Below are 16,889 nucleotides of genomic sequence, written 5' to 3' on the forward strand. Positions count from 1 at the left end.
GAGCTACGAAGTGGTGTGGACGATCAGCACGTCCACCTTGGCGCGCCGCGACACGTTGGCGGGCACCGATCCGAGCAACCGGCCCGCGATGGTGCTCAGTCCGACGTTTCCGACGACCAGCAGGTCGGCCTTCTCGTCCTCGGCCAGCTTGACCAGCGCGTCGACCGGGGCGCCTTCGATCGGGCGCTCTTCGACGTTCTTGGCCCCGGCCTTGTGCGCCCGCTCCTTGGCGTCCTGCAGGATCGCATAGATCGGCGCGGTGCCGGACACCTTGTAGCTCTCGTTGCGCAGCGCGTCGGCGGCCCGGCTGTCCTCATGCTGGGGCAGGTATGCCGAAGCGACAATCAGCCTGGCGTCCGGCCCGGCGATCTGCGCCGCCTTGTCCACCGCACGCATTGACGAGTCCGAGCCATCGGTTCCCACCACCACAGTCTGATAGGCGCCCATTAACCCTCCCAGTTTCGGTTGGTCAGCCAACCCAAGACACTATCGCGTTTGCCCGGCGTAAAGGGAACTGATTAGCGACACCGCGTGGCGCGGCGTGTCGACAATTTGCGGGGCCGCGCCGCGCCAGCGGACAATATCGCCGATGGCGAAACAATCAAATGCTCAGGTCCGACGCGGAAAGCGTTGCATAACGCAGCTTTTCGCCGAATGCGGACGCGTGGCGCGAATGGCCGGGGCGCGATTTGTGAGCCGGCCCCACGACTCGGCTTTACAGTGACAAGCATCATGTCCATGCCCACCATCGAGCAGCGCGCCGCGGACGGAGTCGAGGAGCCCGCGCCCGCGCGTTCGTCCGGGCGGTTGCTCGATCCGTGGGCGATCGCCGTGTTCGCGGCCGTGGTCAGCGGCGCGTGGGCCTGTAGGCCCTCCCTGTGGTTCGACGAGGGGGCGACCATCTCGGCCGCCGGGAGCCGGACGCTGGCGGAGCTGTGGCGGCTGCTGGGCCACATCGACGCCGTGCACGGGCTGTACTACCTGCTGATGCACGGTTGGTTCGCCCTGTTCCCGCCGACGGAGTTCTGGTCGCGAGCGCCCAGCGCCCTGGCGGTGGGCGCCGCCGCCGCGGGCGTCACGGTGTTCACCAGGCAGTTCTCGACCCGGCCGGCCGCGGTTTGCGCGGGTGTCGTGTTCGCCATCCTGCCGCGCACCACCTGGGCGGGCATGGAGGCGCGGCCCTACGCCTTCGCGGCCGCCGCGGCGGTCTGGTTGACCGTATTGCTCGTCGTCGCCGCCCGGCGCAACAGACCGCGACTGTGGGTTTGCTACGCGCTGGCGTTGATGCTCTCGATTCTGCTCAATCTGAACATGGTGCTGTTGGTGCCGGTCTACGCCGTAATGGTGCCGCTATTGGCGCCCGAAAAGGCGCGCAAATCCGCGGTTATTCGGTGGGCGATCAGCTCGTCCGTCGCGGTCGCGGCCATGACGCCGTTCCTCGTGTTCGCCCACGCGCAGGTATGGCAGGTCAACTGGATTTACCCGGTCAGCTGGCATTACGCGTTCGACATCATCCTGCGCCAGTATTTCGACCACAGCGTCCCGTTCGCCATCCTGTCCGCCGTCCTCATCGTGGCGGCGGTCGCGGCCCGGCTGGCCGGCGTTCGGCCCCCCGCCGGCGACACGCGTCGGCTCTTGATCGTCTGCTCGGCGTGGCTGGTCATCCCCACCGCGCTCGTGGTCATCTATTCGGCGGTCAGCGAGCCGATCTACTACCCGCGCTACCTGATCTTCACCGCGCCCGCGATGGCCGTGGTCCTGGCCGTCTGCATCGTGACGGTCGCCCGCAAACCCTGGCCCATCGCCGGAGTCGTGCTGGCCTGCGCCGTCGCCGCGGTGCCGAACTACCTGTTCGTCCAGCGCTGGCCGTACGCCAAGGAGGGCTGGGACTACAGCCAGGTGGCCGATCTGATCAGCTCCCATGCCGCGCCGGGTGACTGCCTGCTGGTCGACAACACGGTGCCGTGGCGGCCCGGGCCGATCCGCGCCCTGCTGGCCACCCGGCCCGCGGCCTTCCGGTCACTCATCGACGTCGAACGCGGCGCCTACGGGCCGAAGGTGGGGTCGCTGTGGGACGGCCACGTCGCCGTGTGGCTGACCACGGCCAAAATCAACAAATGTCCCGCAATCTGGACAATTACCAATAAAGAACCATCGCTGCCCGACCATCAATCCGGACCGTCATTGCCGCCGGGACCTGCATTCGGGCGCGCCCCGGCTTATCGGTTCCCGAGTTATCTCGGTTTCCGCATTGTCGAACGTTGGCAGTTCCATTACTCCCAAGTGGTGAAGTCCACGCGCTGATTGCCGCTTTGCCGACGGCGTGAACCGCCAATTGTCGGGTAGTTGACGGGGCAAGAGCTCAGCGCGGACTAGCCGACCGGCAGCGCCTCGCGCACGCCGCGGGTCGCGCGGTAGGAAACCGCCACACCCGCGGCGCTCAGCGCGGTGAACACCGTGAACAGCCAGTGCGCCGCCATCCCGTCGCCGCCCTTGGCGGTGTTGACCACCACCCCCGCCAGACCGGCGGCGATCGCCGCGGAAATCAGCTGGACGGTGTTGATGGCCGCCGAGGCGGCGCTGCCCTCGGCGGGGTCGTCGACCGAGGCCATCGCGCGCGCCGACAGATGCGGCCAGGCCATTCCGATCCCGGTCCCGGCCACCAGCAGCGCCACGGCCCACAGCGCGGCCGTCCAGGGGGACGTGTCGCCGCGCCGTGCGACGGCGGCCAGGGCCAGGCCGGAAGCGGCGACGAGCGGCGCCGCCACGATCACCCGCCTGACCGTGCGCGGGCTCTCCAGCGACGCGCTGACGATCTCGCTGACCGTCCAGCCGAGCGCCAGCGCGGCTCCCAGGAACCCGGCCGCGATCGGGGTCAGATGCGCCAACCGCTGCCCGAACAGCGGCACGTAGGTGTTCACCATCGCGGCACCCATCAGCGCGCCCATGGTCAGGTAGATCCACTTCAACGGCCCGGGACCGAACACGCTGGGCGGCAATATCGCCGCGTGCGTCCGCCAGTCGACGACCACGAACACCCCGACAAGCGCGATGCCGGCGGCGAGCAGCGCGAATGTCGCCAGGGTGTCGCGCGGAATCTGGGCGACGCTGACCGCCAGCGCGGCAGCACCGATCAGCAGCAGCGACCGCACCGGCACCTTCTTCGACGGCATGGCGGTGCTGGGCTCGACGCGGGCCAGCGCGACCGGCACCAACATGGCCATCAGGCCGGTCAGCACCGCCATCGCCACGAAGGCCCAGCGCCAAAGGCCGAGCTGGGCGAACAGGCCACCCGTCGTGGGGCCGACCACCGTCGCCACGCCCCACATCGCCGACACCAGTGCGGAGCCACGCGTCCACAGCGCGCGCGGCAGGGCGGAATTGATCACGGCGTATCCGAGGCCGGCCAGCAGCCCACCGGCCACGCCCTGCAGGGCGCGCCCAGCTATCAAAACCTGCATGTTCGGCGCCGCCGCGCAAACCAGGCTGGAGACGCCGAACACGGCGAGTCCGGTCAGGTAGGACGAGCGCGCCCCCGCGCGCAGCAGCATCGGATTGACCATCGCCGCCGCGACCACGGACCCCACCAGGTACAAGGTCGTCACCCAGGCGTAGAGCCGGCTGCCGCCGATTTCGGCGATGGTGTTGGGCAACAAGCTGGTGGTCAGGAACTCGTTGGTGGCGTACAGCGCCACTCCGCCGGCCAGCAGGATGGAAGTCCTCAGATACCTGGCTCCCAGCAGCTGGTCCCAGCCGCCGGTGACGGTCGCGGTGTCGGTCACCCTTCTACCGTATGGGGTGTCGTGAGAGTGACGATCTGAGATCCGCTGCCAGCAAACTCATTTCAGGCCGGCGGCGTCCATCCCCCGCAGTTCCTTCTTCAGGTCGGCGATCTCGTCGCGGAACCGTGCGGCCAGCTCGAACTGCAAGTCACGCGCGGCGGCCATCATCTGCTCGGTGAGGTCCTTGATCAGGTCGGCCAGTTCGGCGCGCGGCATGCTGGTCGTGTCGCGGCCCTCGAACACGCCCGCGCTGACGGCGCGGCCCGGCTCGCCCTGGGCGCGCCTGCCCCGGGAGGAGTTGCGTCCGGAGCCGCCGATCCCCACCGTTTCGCTGTCGTCGGCCTCGCGATAGACCTGGTCGAGGATGTCGGCGATCTTCTTGCGCAGCGGCTGCGGGTCGATGCCGTGGGCCTCGTTGTAGGCCACCTGCTTGGCCCGCCGCCGTTCGGTCTCGTCGATCGCCTCCTTCATCGAGTCAGTGATGGAGTCCGCGTACATGTGCACTTCGCCGGAGACGTTGCGGGCGGCGCGGCCGATGGTCTGGATGAGGCTGCGCGAGGACCGCAGGAAGCCCTCCTTGTCGGCGTCCAGGATCGCCACCAACGACACCTCGGGAAGGTCCAGGCCCTCCCGGAGCAGGTTGATGCCGACGAGCACGTCGTACTCGCCCAGCCGCAGCTGGCGCAGCAGTTCCACCCGGCGCAGGGTGTCGACCTCGGAGTGCAGATAGCGCACCCGGATGCCCATCTCCAGCAGGTAATCGGTGAGGTCTTCGGCCATCTTCTTGGTCAGCGTCGTCACCAGCACCCGCTCGTCGGCCTCGGTGCGCTTGCGGATCTCGCCGATCAGGTCGTCGATCTGCCCCTTGGTCGGCTTGACCACCACCTTCGGGTCCACCAGTCCGGTCGGCCGGATCACCTGCTCGACGAATTCGCCGCCGGCCTGGCTGAGTTCGTACGGGCCGGGGGTGGCCGACAGGTACACCGTCTGCCCGATCCGGTCGGCGAATTCCTCCCACGTCAGCGGGCGGTTATCGCATGCGGAGGGCAGGCGGAACCCGTATTCGACCAGGTTGCGCTTGCGGGACATGTCGCCCTCGTACATGCCGCCGATCTGGGGCACCGTGACGTGTGACTCGTCGATGACGAGCAGAAAGTCGTCCGGGAAGTAGTCGAGCAGGGTCGCCGGCGGCGAGCCCGGTCCGCGGCCATCGATGTGCCGCGAGTAGTTCTCGATGCCCGAGCAGAAGCCGACCTGGCGCATCATCTCGATGTCGTAGTTGGTGCGCATCCGCAGCCGCTGCGCCTCCAGCAGCTTGCCCTGGCCCTCCAGCTCGGCCAGCCGTGCCGCCAGCTCCTCCTCGATCGTCGAGATCGCGTGGGCCATCCGCTCCGGGCCGGCGACGTAGTGGGTGGCCGGGAAGATCCGCAGCGAGTCGACCTCGCGGATCACGTCGCCGGTCAGCGGGTGCAGGTAGTACAGCGCCTCGACCTCGTCGCCGAAGAACTCGATGCGCACCGCCAGTTCCTCGTAGGAGGGGATGATCTCGACGGTGTCGCCGCGCACCCGGAAGGAGCCGCGGGTGAAGGACAGGTCGTTGCGGGTGTACTGCACGTCGACCAGCAGCCGCAGCAGGGCGTCGCGGGGCACCTCGGTGCCGACGCTGAGTTCCACGGAGCGGTCCAGATACGACTGCGGCGTGCCCAGGCCGTAGATGCACGACACCGAGGCCACCACGACGACGTCGCGCCGCGACAGCAGTGACGACGTCGCGGAATGCCTCAGCCGCTCCACGTCGTCATTGATCGAGCTGTCCTTCTCTATGTAGGTGTCGGTCTGGGCGATGTACGCCTCTGGCTGGTAATAGTCGTAGTACGACACGAAGTACTCAACGGCGTTGTGCGGCAACATCTCTCGCAGTTCGTTGGCCAGCTGGGCGGCCAGCGTCTTGTTCGGCGCCATGACCAGCGTGGGCCGCTGCAGCCGCTCGATGAGCCAGGCGGTGGTGGCCGACTTGCCCGTGCCGGTGGCACCGAGCAGCACCACGTCACGCTCCCCCGCCCTGATGCGCCGTTCCAGCTCGTCGATGGCGGCCGGCTGGTCGCCGGCGGGCGCGTGCGGGCTGACCACCTCGAAGTGGCCGCCGACGCGCACGACCTCGTCGACCGCGCGGTATTCCGAATGGGCGAGTACCGGATGTTCCGTGGCGAAAGCCATGCCAACAGGTTAGAACCGCGCACCGACAAGTGTCGCGTGCCCGGCGAGCACAGCCACATCCGTCACAGGAGTACCGGGGCGAATGGACAAGACGATCCGCGAACTTGCTAGCGCCGGTGATATCAGATTCGAAAGGCGGCTATTGGTGCGGACAGCCGCTATCCCGCGGGACGGGTCCACGTCCGCGTGACCGGGTCACACTGCAGCAGGTAGCCGTCGTTCGAGGTGGTCATGGCGAACACCGAGGTGCCCGGCCGGTCGCACGAGCTGCCGGAAGCGTGCACGCCCATCGTGATCGGGGCCTTGGCCCAGCTGTTGCCCTCGCAGACGATCTGCTCGCTGTTGGTGGGGTCGTAGGCCAGCTTGCCGACGTCGCCGCACACCGCGCCGAGCACGGGCGGCGCCGGGGCCGAGGCGGCCGTCGACGTGGCGACGGCCTGGGCGGGGTCGCCCAGGTTCACGCCGGCCGGCACGTCGCCGACCCGGGTCGCCACCACGGGCACCCGCACCACCGCGCCCTGCGCACCACACTCGTTGTTCAGCACGGTCTCGGTCACGGTGCCGCGCAACGTGCCGTCGGCCTGGGGCGCCAGCGACCACACCAGCGTCTCCTGCTGGGTCGCAGTGGCCTGGCCGTTGGGCGGCGTGCAGTCCATCCGCTCCTGTTGAGGCGCGCCCTGCCAGTAGCCGCCGACGAAGTGCAGCGTGTCAGTCTTGCCTCCGTCGGCCGTTTGGTGGGTGGCGTTGTCCAGCCGGGTCCCGGTGGCCGCGCATCCGTTGGTGGTGCACGCCGAGCTGAAAGCCCACCAGCCGGTGGCGGGGCCGTCGTGACGGATCGCGACGCCGTTGGTGGTCCGCTTGCTCTGGTCGTAGTCCAGCTTGTAGCTCCCGTTGAGTACCGGTCCGCCGGATCTTGCCGGCGCGGCACTCGGCGTGGGGACGGACGGCTTCGACGCGAGCGCCGGGTTGGCCGGCGGGGTGTCCGGCTCGAAGGAGTACAGCACCGACCAGGTGGCCGCCACGGCGATCAGCATCGCGCACACCAACCCGACCGCCCACCGCGTCCGCGCCGAGAGCCGGTGGTTCATCGCCGCAGCGACGGTGCGGGGCCGGGCGCGTGGGCCGGCTTGCGCGGCGCCGTCGGATCGCTCACTGACGGCGGCGGCGAACGCGCGGCACCGCTCGAACCTGTCCCCGGGTTGCTTGGCCAAGGCCTGGTGGAACACCTCATCGAGATGCGCCAACTCCGGGCGGTAATCGCTGAGCCGGGGCGGATCCTCGTGCAGGTGCTGGCTGATCACCGCGATCGGATTCGAGTGCTGAAACGGCGGCGCACCGGTGAGCAGATGGAAAGCCGTTGCGGCCAAGGCATATTGGTCTGCCCGCCCGTCGATGTTGGACCCGGTCAGCTGTTCCGGCGCGGCGTAGGCCACCGTCCCCACGGCGACGTTGGTCTCGGTGATCCCGCTGATGTCGCCCAGGTGACGTGCGACCCCGAAGTCCGCCAACAGAATTCGGCGTTCGCCGTCTTCCGGGTGGGTGAGCAGGATGTTGGCCGGTTTGACGTCGCGGTGCAGCAGCCCGCGGTCGTGCGCGTAGTCGAGCGCGCCCGCGACGGCGTGGACAATGGCGCACACCTCCTGGATCGGCATTCCGTCCTGGTAGCGCTCTTTGACCAGCCGGGAGGCGTCGGTGCCCTCGACGTAGTCCATGGAAATCCAAAGGTGGCCGTTGAATTCGCCGCGGTCGTGCACGCCGACGACGTGGGGATGCCACAGCGTTGCGGCGAGATCGGCCTCGCGGTTGAACCTTTCGCGGAATTCGGGATCGGCCGTGACCGCCTCCGCCAGCACCTTGATCACGTCGCGGCGCGGCAACCGGGGATGCAGGGCCAGATACACCTCGGCCATGCCGCCGGCGCCCAGCTGCCGCAGAATCGTGTAGCCCGCGAACGGCGCCCCGCCGGTTATCGACGGGCGGGACCCGTCGGCCTGCCGCGCGGCCTCGGGCTCCACGCTCGGGCGCGAGCTGACCGGGGGAACGCGGCGGAACAGATGGGAGATCGTCACCGCGGGCAGCGAGTGAAAGCCCGCACGCATCGCCGCACCGGCCTGACGTCGGCTGCTCAGCAGCCGCCGCCCGGCGCCGATGCGCCGGGTAGTCCCCCGGTGTTCATCCATCTATCCCCTCGTCCCTGTCCGCTGCCCCAGCCTTCGACGCGGCCCGCCTCCCTGGGCACCTGCATCACGACTGGGGCCGTGCGTCGCCTCGGCGCTGCGGGCCGGCACCACGGTGTGCCCGGCGCGCCCCGAAAACTCCCCCTCCGTTCAGATCATGCCGGATCCCGGTGGGGGGTTCGCCTCAGCAAGCTATGAAACGGTTATGAGTGGCCGAACCGAAACATAGCGAAATCACAGGCGATCCCAATAGAGACCACTCACCGAACGCACCGATACTTGAGTAGTGACTCGACCCGCCCCGCCCATCCTGACGATTCGGCACGACGGGTCCCAACGATCCTTCGCGGCCGGCCACGAGGTGGTCATCGGCCGCGACACCCAGGCCGACGTGCGCATCGCCGATCCACGGATCTCGCGGGCCCACCTGATCCTGCGTTTCGATCAAGGCCGATGGCTGGCAATAGACAACGGGTCGCTGAACGGCACCTATCTCAACGGCTACCGGATGCCGGTCATCGATATCCACGACGGCCAGAGCATTCACGTCGGCAATCCGCGGGGACCGCGGCTGACCTTCGCGATCGGACCGCAGCAGGGCTACACCGATCGGCCCGGCAGGTCGCGGCCGAGCCCGGAGGCCGGACCGCCGACGCTGGCCTGGTCGGCGCTTCCCGAGCAAACGAATCCCGTCAGGAATCCCGGCCGCGGCGGCGGCGACGCGGCGCCGGCCCGGCCGGTGCCCCCCAGGCCGTCGGGCGGGCCGCCGAATTCACCGCCCCGCCAGCCGGTTTCGCCGCCGCGTCAGATGCCGAACAGGCCCGTGCCCGCGCCGGGCGTCCGCGGCACACCGCTCGACGAGCGCACCGTCGTGCACGCCGCGCCGCCCCAGCCGGTCGCGACGCCACCCGCCGAACTCACCGTGGTCGACGCCAAGACGGCCGACGTGTCGAACCTGGCAACGCGGTTTGTGAAGCTGCTCTCACCGCGCGCGTCGGCCGCCGCGGGAACCCCGGGCGCCAAGACGATCGGCCGGGCCGCGGAGAACGACATCGTGGTCTCCGACGTGTTGGCCTCACGCCAGCATGCGACGCTGGTGCAGACGCCGCTCGGCAGCGAAATCCGGGACAACAGCATCAACGGAACCTTCGTCAACGGCACCCGGGTCGGGTCGGCGATCCTGTCCGATGACGACGTCGTCACCATCGGCAACGTCGACCTCGTTTTTCGCGACGGCACCCTGACCCCACGCAGCGAGGCCGCGACGCGCACCGGCGGTCTGGAGGTGCGCAACGTCAGGTACGTCGTCGACAACGGCAAACAACTGCTGGACGACATCTCGCTGATCGCGCGCCCCGGCACCCTGACCGCCGTCATCGGCGGGTCGGGCGCCGGCAAGAGCACCCTGGCCAGGCTCATCGCCGGTTACACCACCCCCAGCTCCGGCTCGGTTACATTCGAGGGTCACGACATTCACACCGAGTACGCGTCGTTGCGCAGCCGCATCGGCATGGTCCCGCAGGACGACGTGGTGCACCGGCAGCTGACGATCAACCAAGCCCTCGGCTACGCCGCCGAACTGCGCCTGCCGCCCGACACCAGCAAATCTGACCGGGCCAAGATCGTCGCTCAGGTCCTCGAAGAGCTCGACCTGACCAAACACGCCGACACCCGGGTGGACAAGCTGTCCGGCGGTCAGCGCAAGCGCGCCTCGGTGGCGCTCGAGTTGCTCACCGGCCCGTCGCTGTTGATCCTCGACGAGCCGACTTCCGGCCTCGACCCGGCGCTGGATCACCAGGTCATGATGATGCTGCGGCAGCTGGCCGACGCCGGTCGGGTGGTGATCGTGGTGACGCACATGCTGTCCTACCTGGAGACCTGCGATCAGCTGCTGTTGGTGGCCCCGGGCGGCAAGACGGCCTATTGCGGCCCGCCGGACCAGATCGGCGAAGCCATGGGAACCACCAACTGGGCGAAGATCTTCACGAAGGTGGGTGCCGATCCCGACGAGGCCAACCGGCGCTTCGTGGAGCAACGTGACGCCGAGAAGCGGCCGCAGAAACTGTTGCCGGACAAGGCCGATGAGCCTGGGGTTCTGGGCGAACCGGTGCATACCAGTGTGCGACGCCAGATTTCGACGGTCGCCCGGCGGCAGATCCGCCTGGTGGTGGCCGACCGGGCGTACTTCGTCTTCCTGGCCCTGTTGCCGTTCATCCTGGGCTCGCTGTCCCTGACCGTTCCCGGCAGCAACGGATTCCATCTGCCCGGCGCGAACGCCGGGACGCCCGACGAAGCGGCGCAGATCCTGGCCCTGCTGATGCCGGCCGCGGCATTCATGGGCACCGCGCTGACCATCCGCGACCTGGTCGGCGAACGCCCGATCTTCCAGCGCGAGCAAGCGGTCGGGCTGTCGACCACGGCGTATCTGCTCGCGAAGACCGCCGTGTACTGCGGGTTCGCGGTCCTGCAGTCGGCGATCATCACCGCGATCGTGGTGATCGGCAAGAGCGCACCGACCCGCGGCGGCGTCCTGCTCGGCCATTCGACCATCGGGGCGACCGTCGAACTGTTCGCCACCGTCGCGGCGACCTGTCTGGCTTCGGCGATTCTCGGCCTGGCGATCTCGTCGCTGGTCCGCTCCAGCGAGCAGATCATGCCGCTGTTCGTGGTGACGGTGATGGCCCAGCTGGTGCTGTGCGGCGGCATGGTCCCCGTGACCGGACGGATCGGGCTGGACCAGCTGTCCTTCGGGATGCCCGCGCGGTGGGGCTACGCCGCGGCGGCGTCGACGGTCGACCTGCGGCACCTGGTGCCCGATTCGCTGCTGTCCCAGGACCGGTTCTGGCAGCACACGTCGAAGGTCTGGCTGCTCGACATGGCCATGCTCGCGGCGTTGTCGCTGTTCTATGCCGGTTTCGTGCGGTGGAGAATCCGGCTTCGACGTTAGAGTTGCATGATCCATCCGCCGAAGCACGAGACGTTCGACCTCGTCGCCCGCACCAACACCGATCCCAAAGGCATCGTGCGGGCCGTGGACGACTATGCGGTGCATCCGTGGGGCCTCTACGTGGCCCGGCCCACTCCCGGCCGCGCCCAGTTCCACTACCTCGAGTCGTGGCTGCTGCCTTCGCTCGGCTTGCGCGCCACGGTCTTTCACTTCAACCCGGGCCATGAACGCGACCACGACTACTACCTCGATGTCGGTGAGTACACGCCCGGCCCCGACGTCTGGCGTTCCGAAGATCACTACCTCGACATCGAGGTCCGCACCGGCGACGGCGCTGACCTGGCCGACGTCGACGAGTTGCTGGATGCCGTCCGGCTCGGCTTGTTGACCCCGGACGACGCCGAGCGGGCGGTGCGGCGCGCCGTGGACGCCGTGGCCGGGTTGGCCCGCAACGGTTATGACCTGTCCCGCTGGCTGGCCGGCCACGGGATGGAACTCACCTGGCGCGAGAGGTAAGCCGCGGCAAGGCTGAACCAAGGTCTAACGGCCCTATCCTCGGCGCGCCCGCGGCCCTAATTTCGGCAGTGCCAAGCCGACAAACGCCGACGTCCGGCGAACGGATCTGAGGAAGCCGTGGCGTTTTTCCAAGTGATAGCAGTCGATCTCGACGGCACATTGACCTTGGACGGTCAGCTGTCGCCCCAAACGCTGGACGCCATCTACGGTGCTCGGCACAAAGGATTGACCGCCGTCCTGGTCACCGGCCGCATCCGAACTGAACTGCAGGCGGAATTCCCCCACATCGCGGACCACTTCGACGCGCTGGTGCTGGAAAACGGTGCCGTGATGGTGATCAAGGGACGCACGTCGAGGTTGGCCGACCCGGTGGACAGCAGCCTTGACGACGCGCTCGGTGAACGAGGGGTGCCGTCCCGCCGGGGCGAGGTCATGGTCGCCACCGACGGTGAGCATGCCTCGAGCGTCGTGGACGTGATCGGCGAACTGGAACTGGATTGCCAGGTCATCCGGAACCGGTCCGCACTCATGGTGCTGCCGGCGGGTGTCACGAAAGGCAGCGGGCTGCGCGCGGTCCTGACCGAGCTGAACATGTCACCGCACAACACCGTCGCTATCGGCGATGCGGAGAACGACTTGTCGCTGTTCGGCATCGCCGAGATCGGCGCCGCGGTGGCCAATGCCATTTCGTCCGTGCGCCGGCGGGCCGATCTCGTCCTTACCGAACCGGACGGCGCCGGCGTCGCGGAGCTGCTGACCGGGCCGTACCTGAGTGGGGCACAACGCTGGTGCCCGCCGCGACGATGGGTCGACATCGGCACCTTCGACGACCACACCCCCACCCGGGTGCCGGGGAGCCAGGGCCGCATCCTCGTGACCGGCCCTGCCGGCTCGGGGAAAAGCTACCTTGTCGGCCTGCTGGCAGAGCGATGGATTTCGGCCGGCTACTGCGTCCTGGTCATCGATCCCGAGGGTGACCACACACAACTACGGGAACTCAGCGGGGTCGAGGTGATCGATGGCCGCAACTACCTTCCCGAACCCACCGAATTGGTCAACAGCCTCAACCCGCATTCCAGTGTGGTGGTGGACATGTCCGGGATCGTCGAGCCAGATAAGGCCGAGTACTTGCACCTGCTGCGATCGACCGCGGAGGCGCATCGTGAAGAACACGGATTCCCGCACTGGGTGATTTACGACGAGGCGCACCTCCTCGGCACCAACGAGGAAGCACGCTGGGCACGACGCGGCGGCTATGTGTTGTCGTCGTTCGCGCCCGCCGCACTGCCCGCCCAGGAGATCGACAACAGTGACGTGGTGCTGACCCTCACCACCAGTGGCGACGCCGCAGCCCTGACCGCGGTGCGACGGGCCACCGTCAGCCTCGGCGGCGGGCCGTCTCGCGCGTTCACCATCGCTGAGCGCCAGACCGGCCACGTGCGGCACCGCCACAAATATGCCGATGTCCGCCTTCCGGATGACCGCCGGTTCTACTTCCACACCATCAATGACCGATCCGTCCGGCCGGCCGCGACGATGCACGAATTCCGTTCCGCGATAAGCCATATCGATTACCAGGCGCTGCAGTACCATCTCGAACGCGGGGATTTCTCCCGCTGGCTGGCCTCGACCATCACCGACAGGGACCTGGCGAAGCAGGTCGCGGCCTGGGAGGACGAGGTAGTGGCCCGCCGCGCCGCCGATGTGGAACACATCCGGCACGAACTGATCCGCGCGGTGGAAGAACGGTACCTGCTGCACGGCGCCGCCGAGGGGCACCAGCCACCCGCTCGAGGGAGCGACTAGTCCGGCGGGACCGGGAGGCCGGGGCAGACCGCGATGTAGGGGACATCCGGTGAGACCCAGTCGTTCCACTGCCGGTGGCTCATGTTCGCAGAAAGCTTGTCGCAGAGCAGCGCCGGCCAGTCCGCCTTGGGTGGCGCGGGCCACGGGCCTGACCGCTTGGTCCATGGATAACCTTGAGCGTAATGTCGGCAACTATGAGCTGCACCGGCCGCAGGCTGCTGCCCATCACCGCGGTAACGATCATCGCCGTTGGCTCCCAACTGAGTCCGGCGACCGCGCGGGCGGACCTGCACAACATCACCTACCGCGCCCGCATCGACGCGCTCACCACCGGCAGTCAGGCCACCTTCATCATCAACGGCGGCCAGACGAACACCACCAACCTTCCGTCCATGCCCGGCAACGCATTCGAGGCAAACACGGTGCTGCCCGACCCGCAGCAGGCCGGCATGCGGATAGTGCTTCGTTTTCCGTATTCGGCGAACGTGCACTGCGAGATCGACGTCGACGACAACGTTTTCACCCAGGCCGACCAGGTGGTGAAACCGGCGCCCGGAAATGCCGAGCCCAACAACGGCGCGCTGCAGTGCGGTGCACCGCTGCCCGGCTGATCCGGGCTAGGGTCGCCAGCCCGTCGAATCCGCCCACTCCCAGGCGCGCCGGTAGGCGTCAGGGAACCATTGCTCCTTGGCGTCGGCGTAGGACGCGGCGTCGCCGCCGGCCTGAGCTTCGGCCGACCGCTTGGCGGACAGGTAGTCGGCCCGCGCCTCGGGGCTGGCCGACAGCCAGGCGACGAACAGCAGCGCGAACTGCTGGTTGGGCCAGCCATCGACCCGGATATGCACGTTGGTCGGGCGACCCGGGTCGGCCGAGGCGTGAATCCGCTTGTCCCACAGCGCCGCATCGTCACTGTGGTTGTAGCGCTCGACGGCGCTGCGCGCACCGGGCTTGGCGACATCGGAGGTGATGCGCTCGATGCGGGGGTAGCCGGCGGCCAGCAGGGGCTCGACGAGTTCGTCGGCGGCCGCCAAGGATTCCACGGTGATCTGCACGTCGATCACGTCCTTCGCCGGAAAGTCCGGCACGGCGGTCGAACCGACGTGGTCCACGCGAATCGCCCGGTGGCCGCAGGCGGTCCGCAACCGGTTCACGATCCGCCGCGCCTGATCCGGCCAACTCGGGTCGGGCGACACTAACCGCGCCGGCGCCGGGACGACCCGATGCTGAGTCAGGTTGTGCGCGAAGGGCAGTATCCGGTGGTCCCACACGTCATGGGCCCGCTGCACCAACTCCTCCGGACTGCCGGAGTTATCCACCCAGATGTCGGCGACTGCGCGGCGCTGCTCGTCGCTGGCCTGCGCGGCGATCCGGGCGCGGGCGTCGGATTCGGGCATGCCGCGCTGATCGACCAGCCGTCGCAGCCGGACCTCGACGTCGGCGTACACGATGACGACGAGCGGGAACAGCGGCGCCATGCCGGACTCCACCAGCAGCGGGATGTCTTCGACGACAACCGAATCCTCGGGCACCGAGGCGATGATCTCGGCGCGGCGCTTGCCAACCAGCGGGTGGACGATGCCGTTCAGCCGCTGGCGCGCCTCGTCGTCCCGGAAGGCCTTGGCGGCCAACGCGGGACGATCCAGCGATCCGTCGGGAAGCAGGATGTCGTCACCGAACGCCTCGACCAGCGCCGCCAATCCCTCGGTGCCCGGCTGGACCACCTCGCGCGAGATGACGTCGCCGTCGACGATCACCGCACCGCATTTCGCGAAGGTGGCCGACAGCGCCGACTTGCCGGCGCCGATGCCACCGGTCAACCCGATGCGCAGCATTCGTGCAGCGAATTACGCGTTGCCGGCGAGCTTTTCCCGCAGGGCGGCCAATTGGGCGTCGCTGGCCAGCGACCCGCCGGCCGCCTTCTCCTGCGGCGCGCCGTTGCCCGACGACTGCTCGGCGTGACCGGCCGCCTCGGCCGCGGCGAACTTCTCCATCTGCGCGGTGTGCATCTTGTGCCGGCGCTCGGCCTCGGCGTAGCGGGCCTCCCACTCGGTGCGCTGCGTGTCGAAGCCCTCGAGCCATTCGTTGGTCTCGGCGTCGAAGCCTTCGGGGAAGATGTAGTTGCCCTGCTCGTCGTAGCTGTCGGCCATGCCGTACTTCGCCGGGTCGAACTCGTCGGTGTAGTCCTCGTTGGCTTGCTTGAGCGACAACGAGATCCGGCGACGCTCCAGGTCGATGTCGATGACCTTGACCATGGCGTCGTCGCCGACGGCCACCACCTGGTCGGGCACCTCGACGTGGCGCTCGGCCAGCTCGGAGATGTGCACCAGGCCCTCGATGCCCTCCTCGACGCGGACGAACGCGCCGAACGGCACCAGCTTGGTGACCTTTCCGGGCACGATCTGGCCGATGGCGTGCGTGCGGGCGAAGTGGCGCCAGGGGTCTTCCTGGGTTGCCTTGAGCGACAACGAAACCCGCTCGCGGTCCATGTCGACGTCGAGCACCTCGACGGTGACCTCGTCACCGACCTGGACCACCTCGGACGGGTGGTCGATGTGCTTCCAGGACAGCTCGGAGACGTGCACCAGACCGTCCACACCACCAAGGTCGACGAACGCGCCGAAGTTGACGATGGACGAGACGACACCCTTGCGGATGGCGCCCTTCTGCAGCTGGTTGAGGAACTCGCTGCGCACCTCGGACTGGGTCTGCTCCAGCCAGGCCCGGCGCGACAGCACGACGTTGTTGCGATTCTTGTCCAGCTCGATGATCTTGGCCTCGATCTCCTTGCCGATGTACGGCTGCAGATCGCGGACCCGACGCATCTCGACCAGCGACGCGGGCAGGAAGCCACGCAGGCCGATGTCGAGGATCAGGCCACCCTTGACCACCTCGATGACGGTGCCCTTGACGGCCTCGTCCTTCTCCTTGAGCTCCTCGATGGTGCCCCAGGCGCGCTCGTACTGCGCGCGCTTCTTGGACAGGATCAGGCGGCCCTCTTTGTCCTCCTTGGTGAGAACAAGGGCTTCGACCTCATCACCGACGGAAACGACCTCGCTGGGGTCGACATCGTGCTTGATGGAGAGCTCGCGGGCGGGGATGACGCCCTCGGTCTTGTAGCCGATGTCGAGGAGCACCTCGTCCCGGTCCACTTTGACGATCGTCCCCTCGACGATGTCGCCATCGTTGAAGTACTTGATCGTTTTGTCTATTGCGGCAAGAAAGTCCTCGCTGGAGCCAATGTCGTTGACGGCTACTTGGGGCGAGGTGACGGTGGGACTCGGCATGTGGTGGGTTGCTCCGGACAGGTTGGGTCGTAGGGACAAAACTGGGATTTATCTATTGAGGTTACTCGACTGCGTACACGCTGGCCAAACCCGGGCGGCCCGCCACTTGCGCGACACCGGGCATTTGCCCAAGGCGAAAGTGACGGCAACGCGAATTTCG

General features: G+C 68.1%; 11 protein-coding genes. 5 read left to right on the forward strand and 6 right to left on the reverse strand.

All coding sequences use genetic code 11. The features are described from left to right. Nucleotides 1-3 precede the first annotated feature (3 nt). Nucleotides 4-447, reverse strand: coding sequence for a universal stress protein (locus tag A5756_RS13835; protein ID WP_066953138.1), 444 nt, complete (start codon nucleotides 445-447; stop codon nucleotides 4-6). Between the two features lie 285 nt (nucleotides 448-732). On the opposite strand from A5756_RS13835, the gene A5756_RS13840 reads away from it, so the two are divergent. After that, complete coding sequence (locus tag A5756_RS13840) at nucleotides 733-2,304, forward strand: glycosyltransferase family 39 protein (RefSeq protein WP_066953140.1); 1,572 nt, start codon at nucleotides 733-735, stop codon at nucleotides 2,302-2,304. Between the two features lie 68 nt (nucleotides 2,305-2,372). Here the strand turns inward: A5756_RS13840 and A5756_RS13845 are convergent, their stop codons facing one another. The 3 genes from A5756_RS13845 to A5756_RS13855 form a co-directional block, all read right to left on the reverse strand. Continuing rightward, complete coding sequence (locus A5756_RS13845; protein WP_066953142.1) at nucleotides 2,373-3,782, reverse strand: MFS transporter; 1,410 nt, start codon at nucleotides 3,780-3,782, stop codon at nucleotides 2,373-2,375. A gap of 57 nt (nucleotides 3,783-3,839) precedes the next feature. Then, a complete protein-coding gene (gene uvrB, locus A5756_RS13850; RefSeq protein WP_066953144.1) occupies nucleotides 3,840-5,999 on the reverse strand; it encodes an excinuclease ABC subunit UvrB in 2,160 nt (719 codons plus the stop codon). A gap of 158 nt (nucleotides 6,000-6,157) precedes the next feature. Then, nucleotides 6,158-8,179 carry a serine/threonine-protein kinase gene (locus tag A5756_RS13855; protein WP_066953146.1) on the reverse strand — a complete coding sequence of 674 codons (2,022 nt, stop codon included), beginning with the start codon at nucleotides 8,177-8,179 and terminating at the stop codon, nucleotides 6,158-6,160. A 283-nt stretch (nucleotides 8,180-8,462) separates the two neighbouring features. Here A5756_RS13855 and A5756_RS13860 point away from each other — a divergent pair, with 283 nt between their 5' ends. The 4 genes from A5756_RS13860 to A5756_RS13875 all read left to right on the forward strand — a co-directional run bounded on the left by A5756_RS13860 (nucleotide 8,463) and on the right by A5756_RS13875 (nucleotide 14,056). Then, on the forward strand, nucleotides 8,463-11,123 hold the full coding sequence (locus tag A5756_RS13860; RefSeq protein ID WP_197505773.1) for an FHA domain-containing protein: 2,661 nt from the start codon (nucleotides 8,463-8,465) through the stop codon (nucleotides 11,121-11,123). Between the two features lie 75 nt (nucleotides 11,124-11,198). Then, nucleotides 11,199-11,639, forward strand: coding sequence for a DUF402 domain-containing protein (locus A5756_RS13865; protein WP_066953334.1), 441 nt, complete (start codon nucleotides 11,199-11,201; stop codon nucleotides 11,637-11,639). Nucleotides 11,640-11,756: 117 nt separating this feature from the next. After that, nucleotides 11,757-13,445, forward strand: coding sequence for an HAD hydrolase family protein (locus tag A5756_RS13870; protein ID WP_066953148.1), 1,689 nt, complete (start codon nucleotides 11,757-11,759; stop codon nucleotides 13,443-13,445). Between the two features lie 194 nt (nucleotides 13,446-13,639). Continuing rightward, nucleotides 13,640-14,056 carry a hypothetical protein gene (locus tag A5756_RS13875; protein ID WP_066953150.1) on the forward strand — a complete coding sequence of 139 codons (417 nt, stop codon included), beginning with the start codon at nucleotides 13,640-13,642 and terminating at the stop codon, nucleotides 14,054-14,056. Nucleotides 14,057-14,062: 6 nt separating this feature from the next. On the opposite strand, the gene coaE is transcribed toward A5756_RS13875, so the two are convergent. Together coaE and rpsA are read right to left on the reverse strand one after the other, a co-directional pair. Then, nucleotides 14,063-15,277, reverse strand: coding sequence for a dephospho-CoA kinase (gene coaE / locus A5756_RS13880; RefSeq protein WP_066953151.1), 1,215 nt, complete (start codon nucleotides 15,275-15,277; stop codon nucleotides 14,063-14,065). A gap of 12 nt (nucleotides 15,278-15,289) precedes the next feature. Further along, entirely contained in the window at nucleotides 15,290-16,729 is a 1,440-nt protein-coding gene (gene rpsA, locus A5756_RS13885; RefSeq protein ID WP_066953153.1) for a 30S ribosomal protein S1, read from the reverse strand. Between the last annotated feature and the right edge of the window lie 160 nt (nucleotides 16,730-16,889).

Origin of the sequence: Mycobacterium sp. 852002-53434_SCH5985345, assembly GCF_001667155.1 — a bacterium.
Lineage (GTDB): Bacteria > Actinomycetota > Actinomycetes > Mycobacteriales > Mycobacteriaceae > Mycobacterium.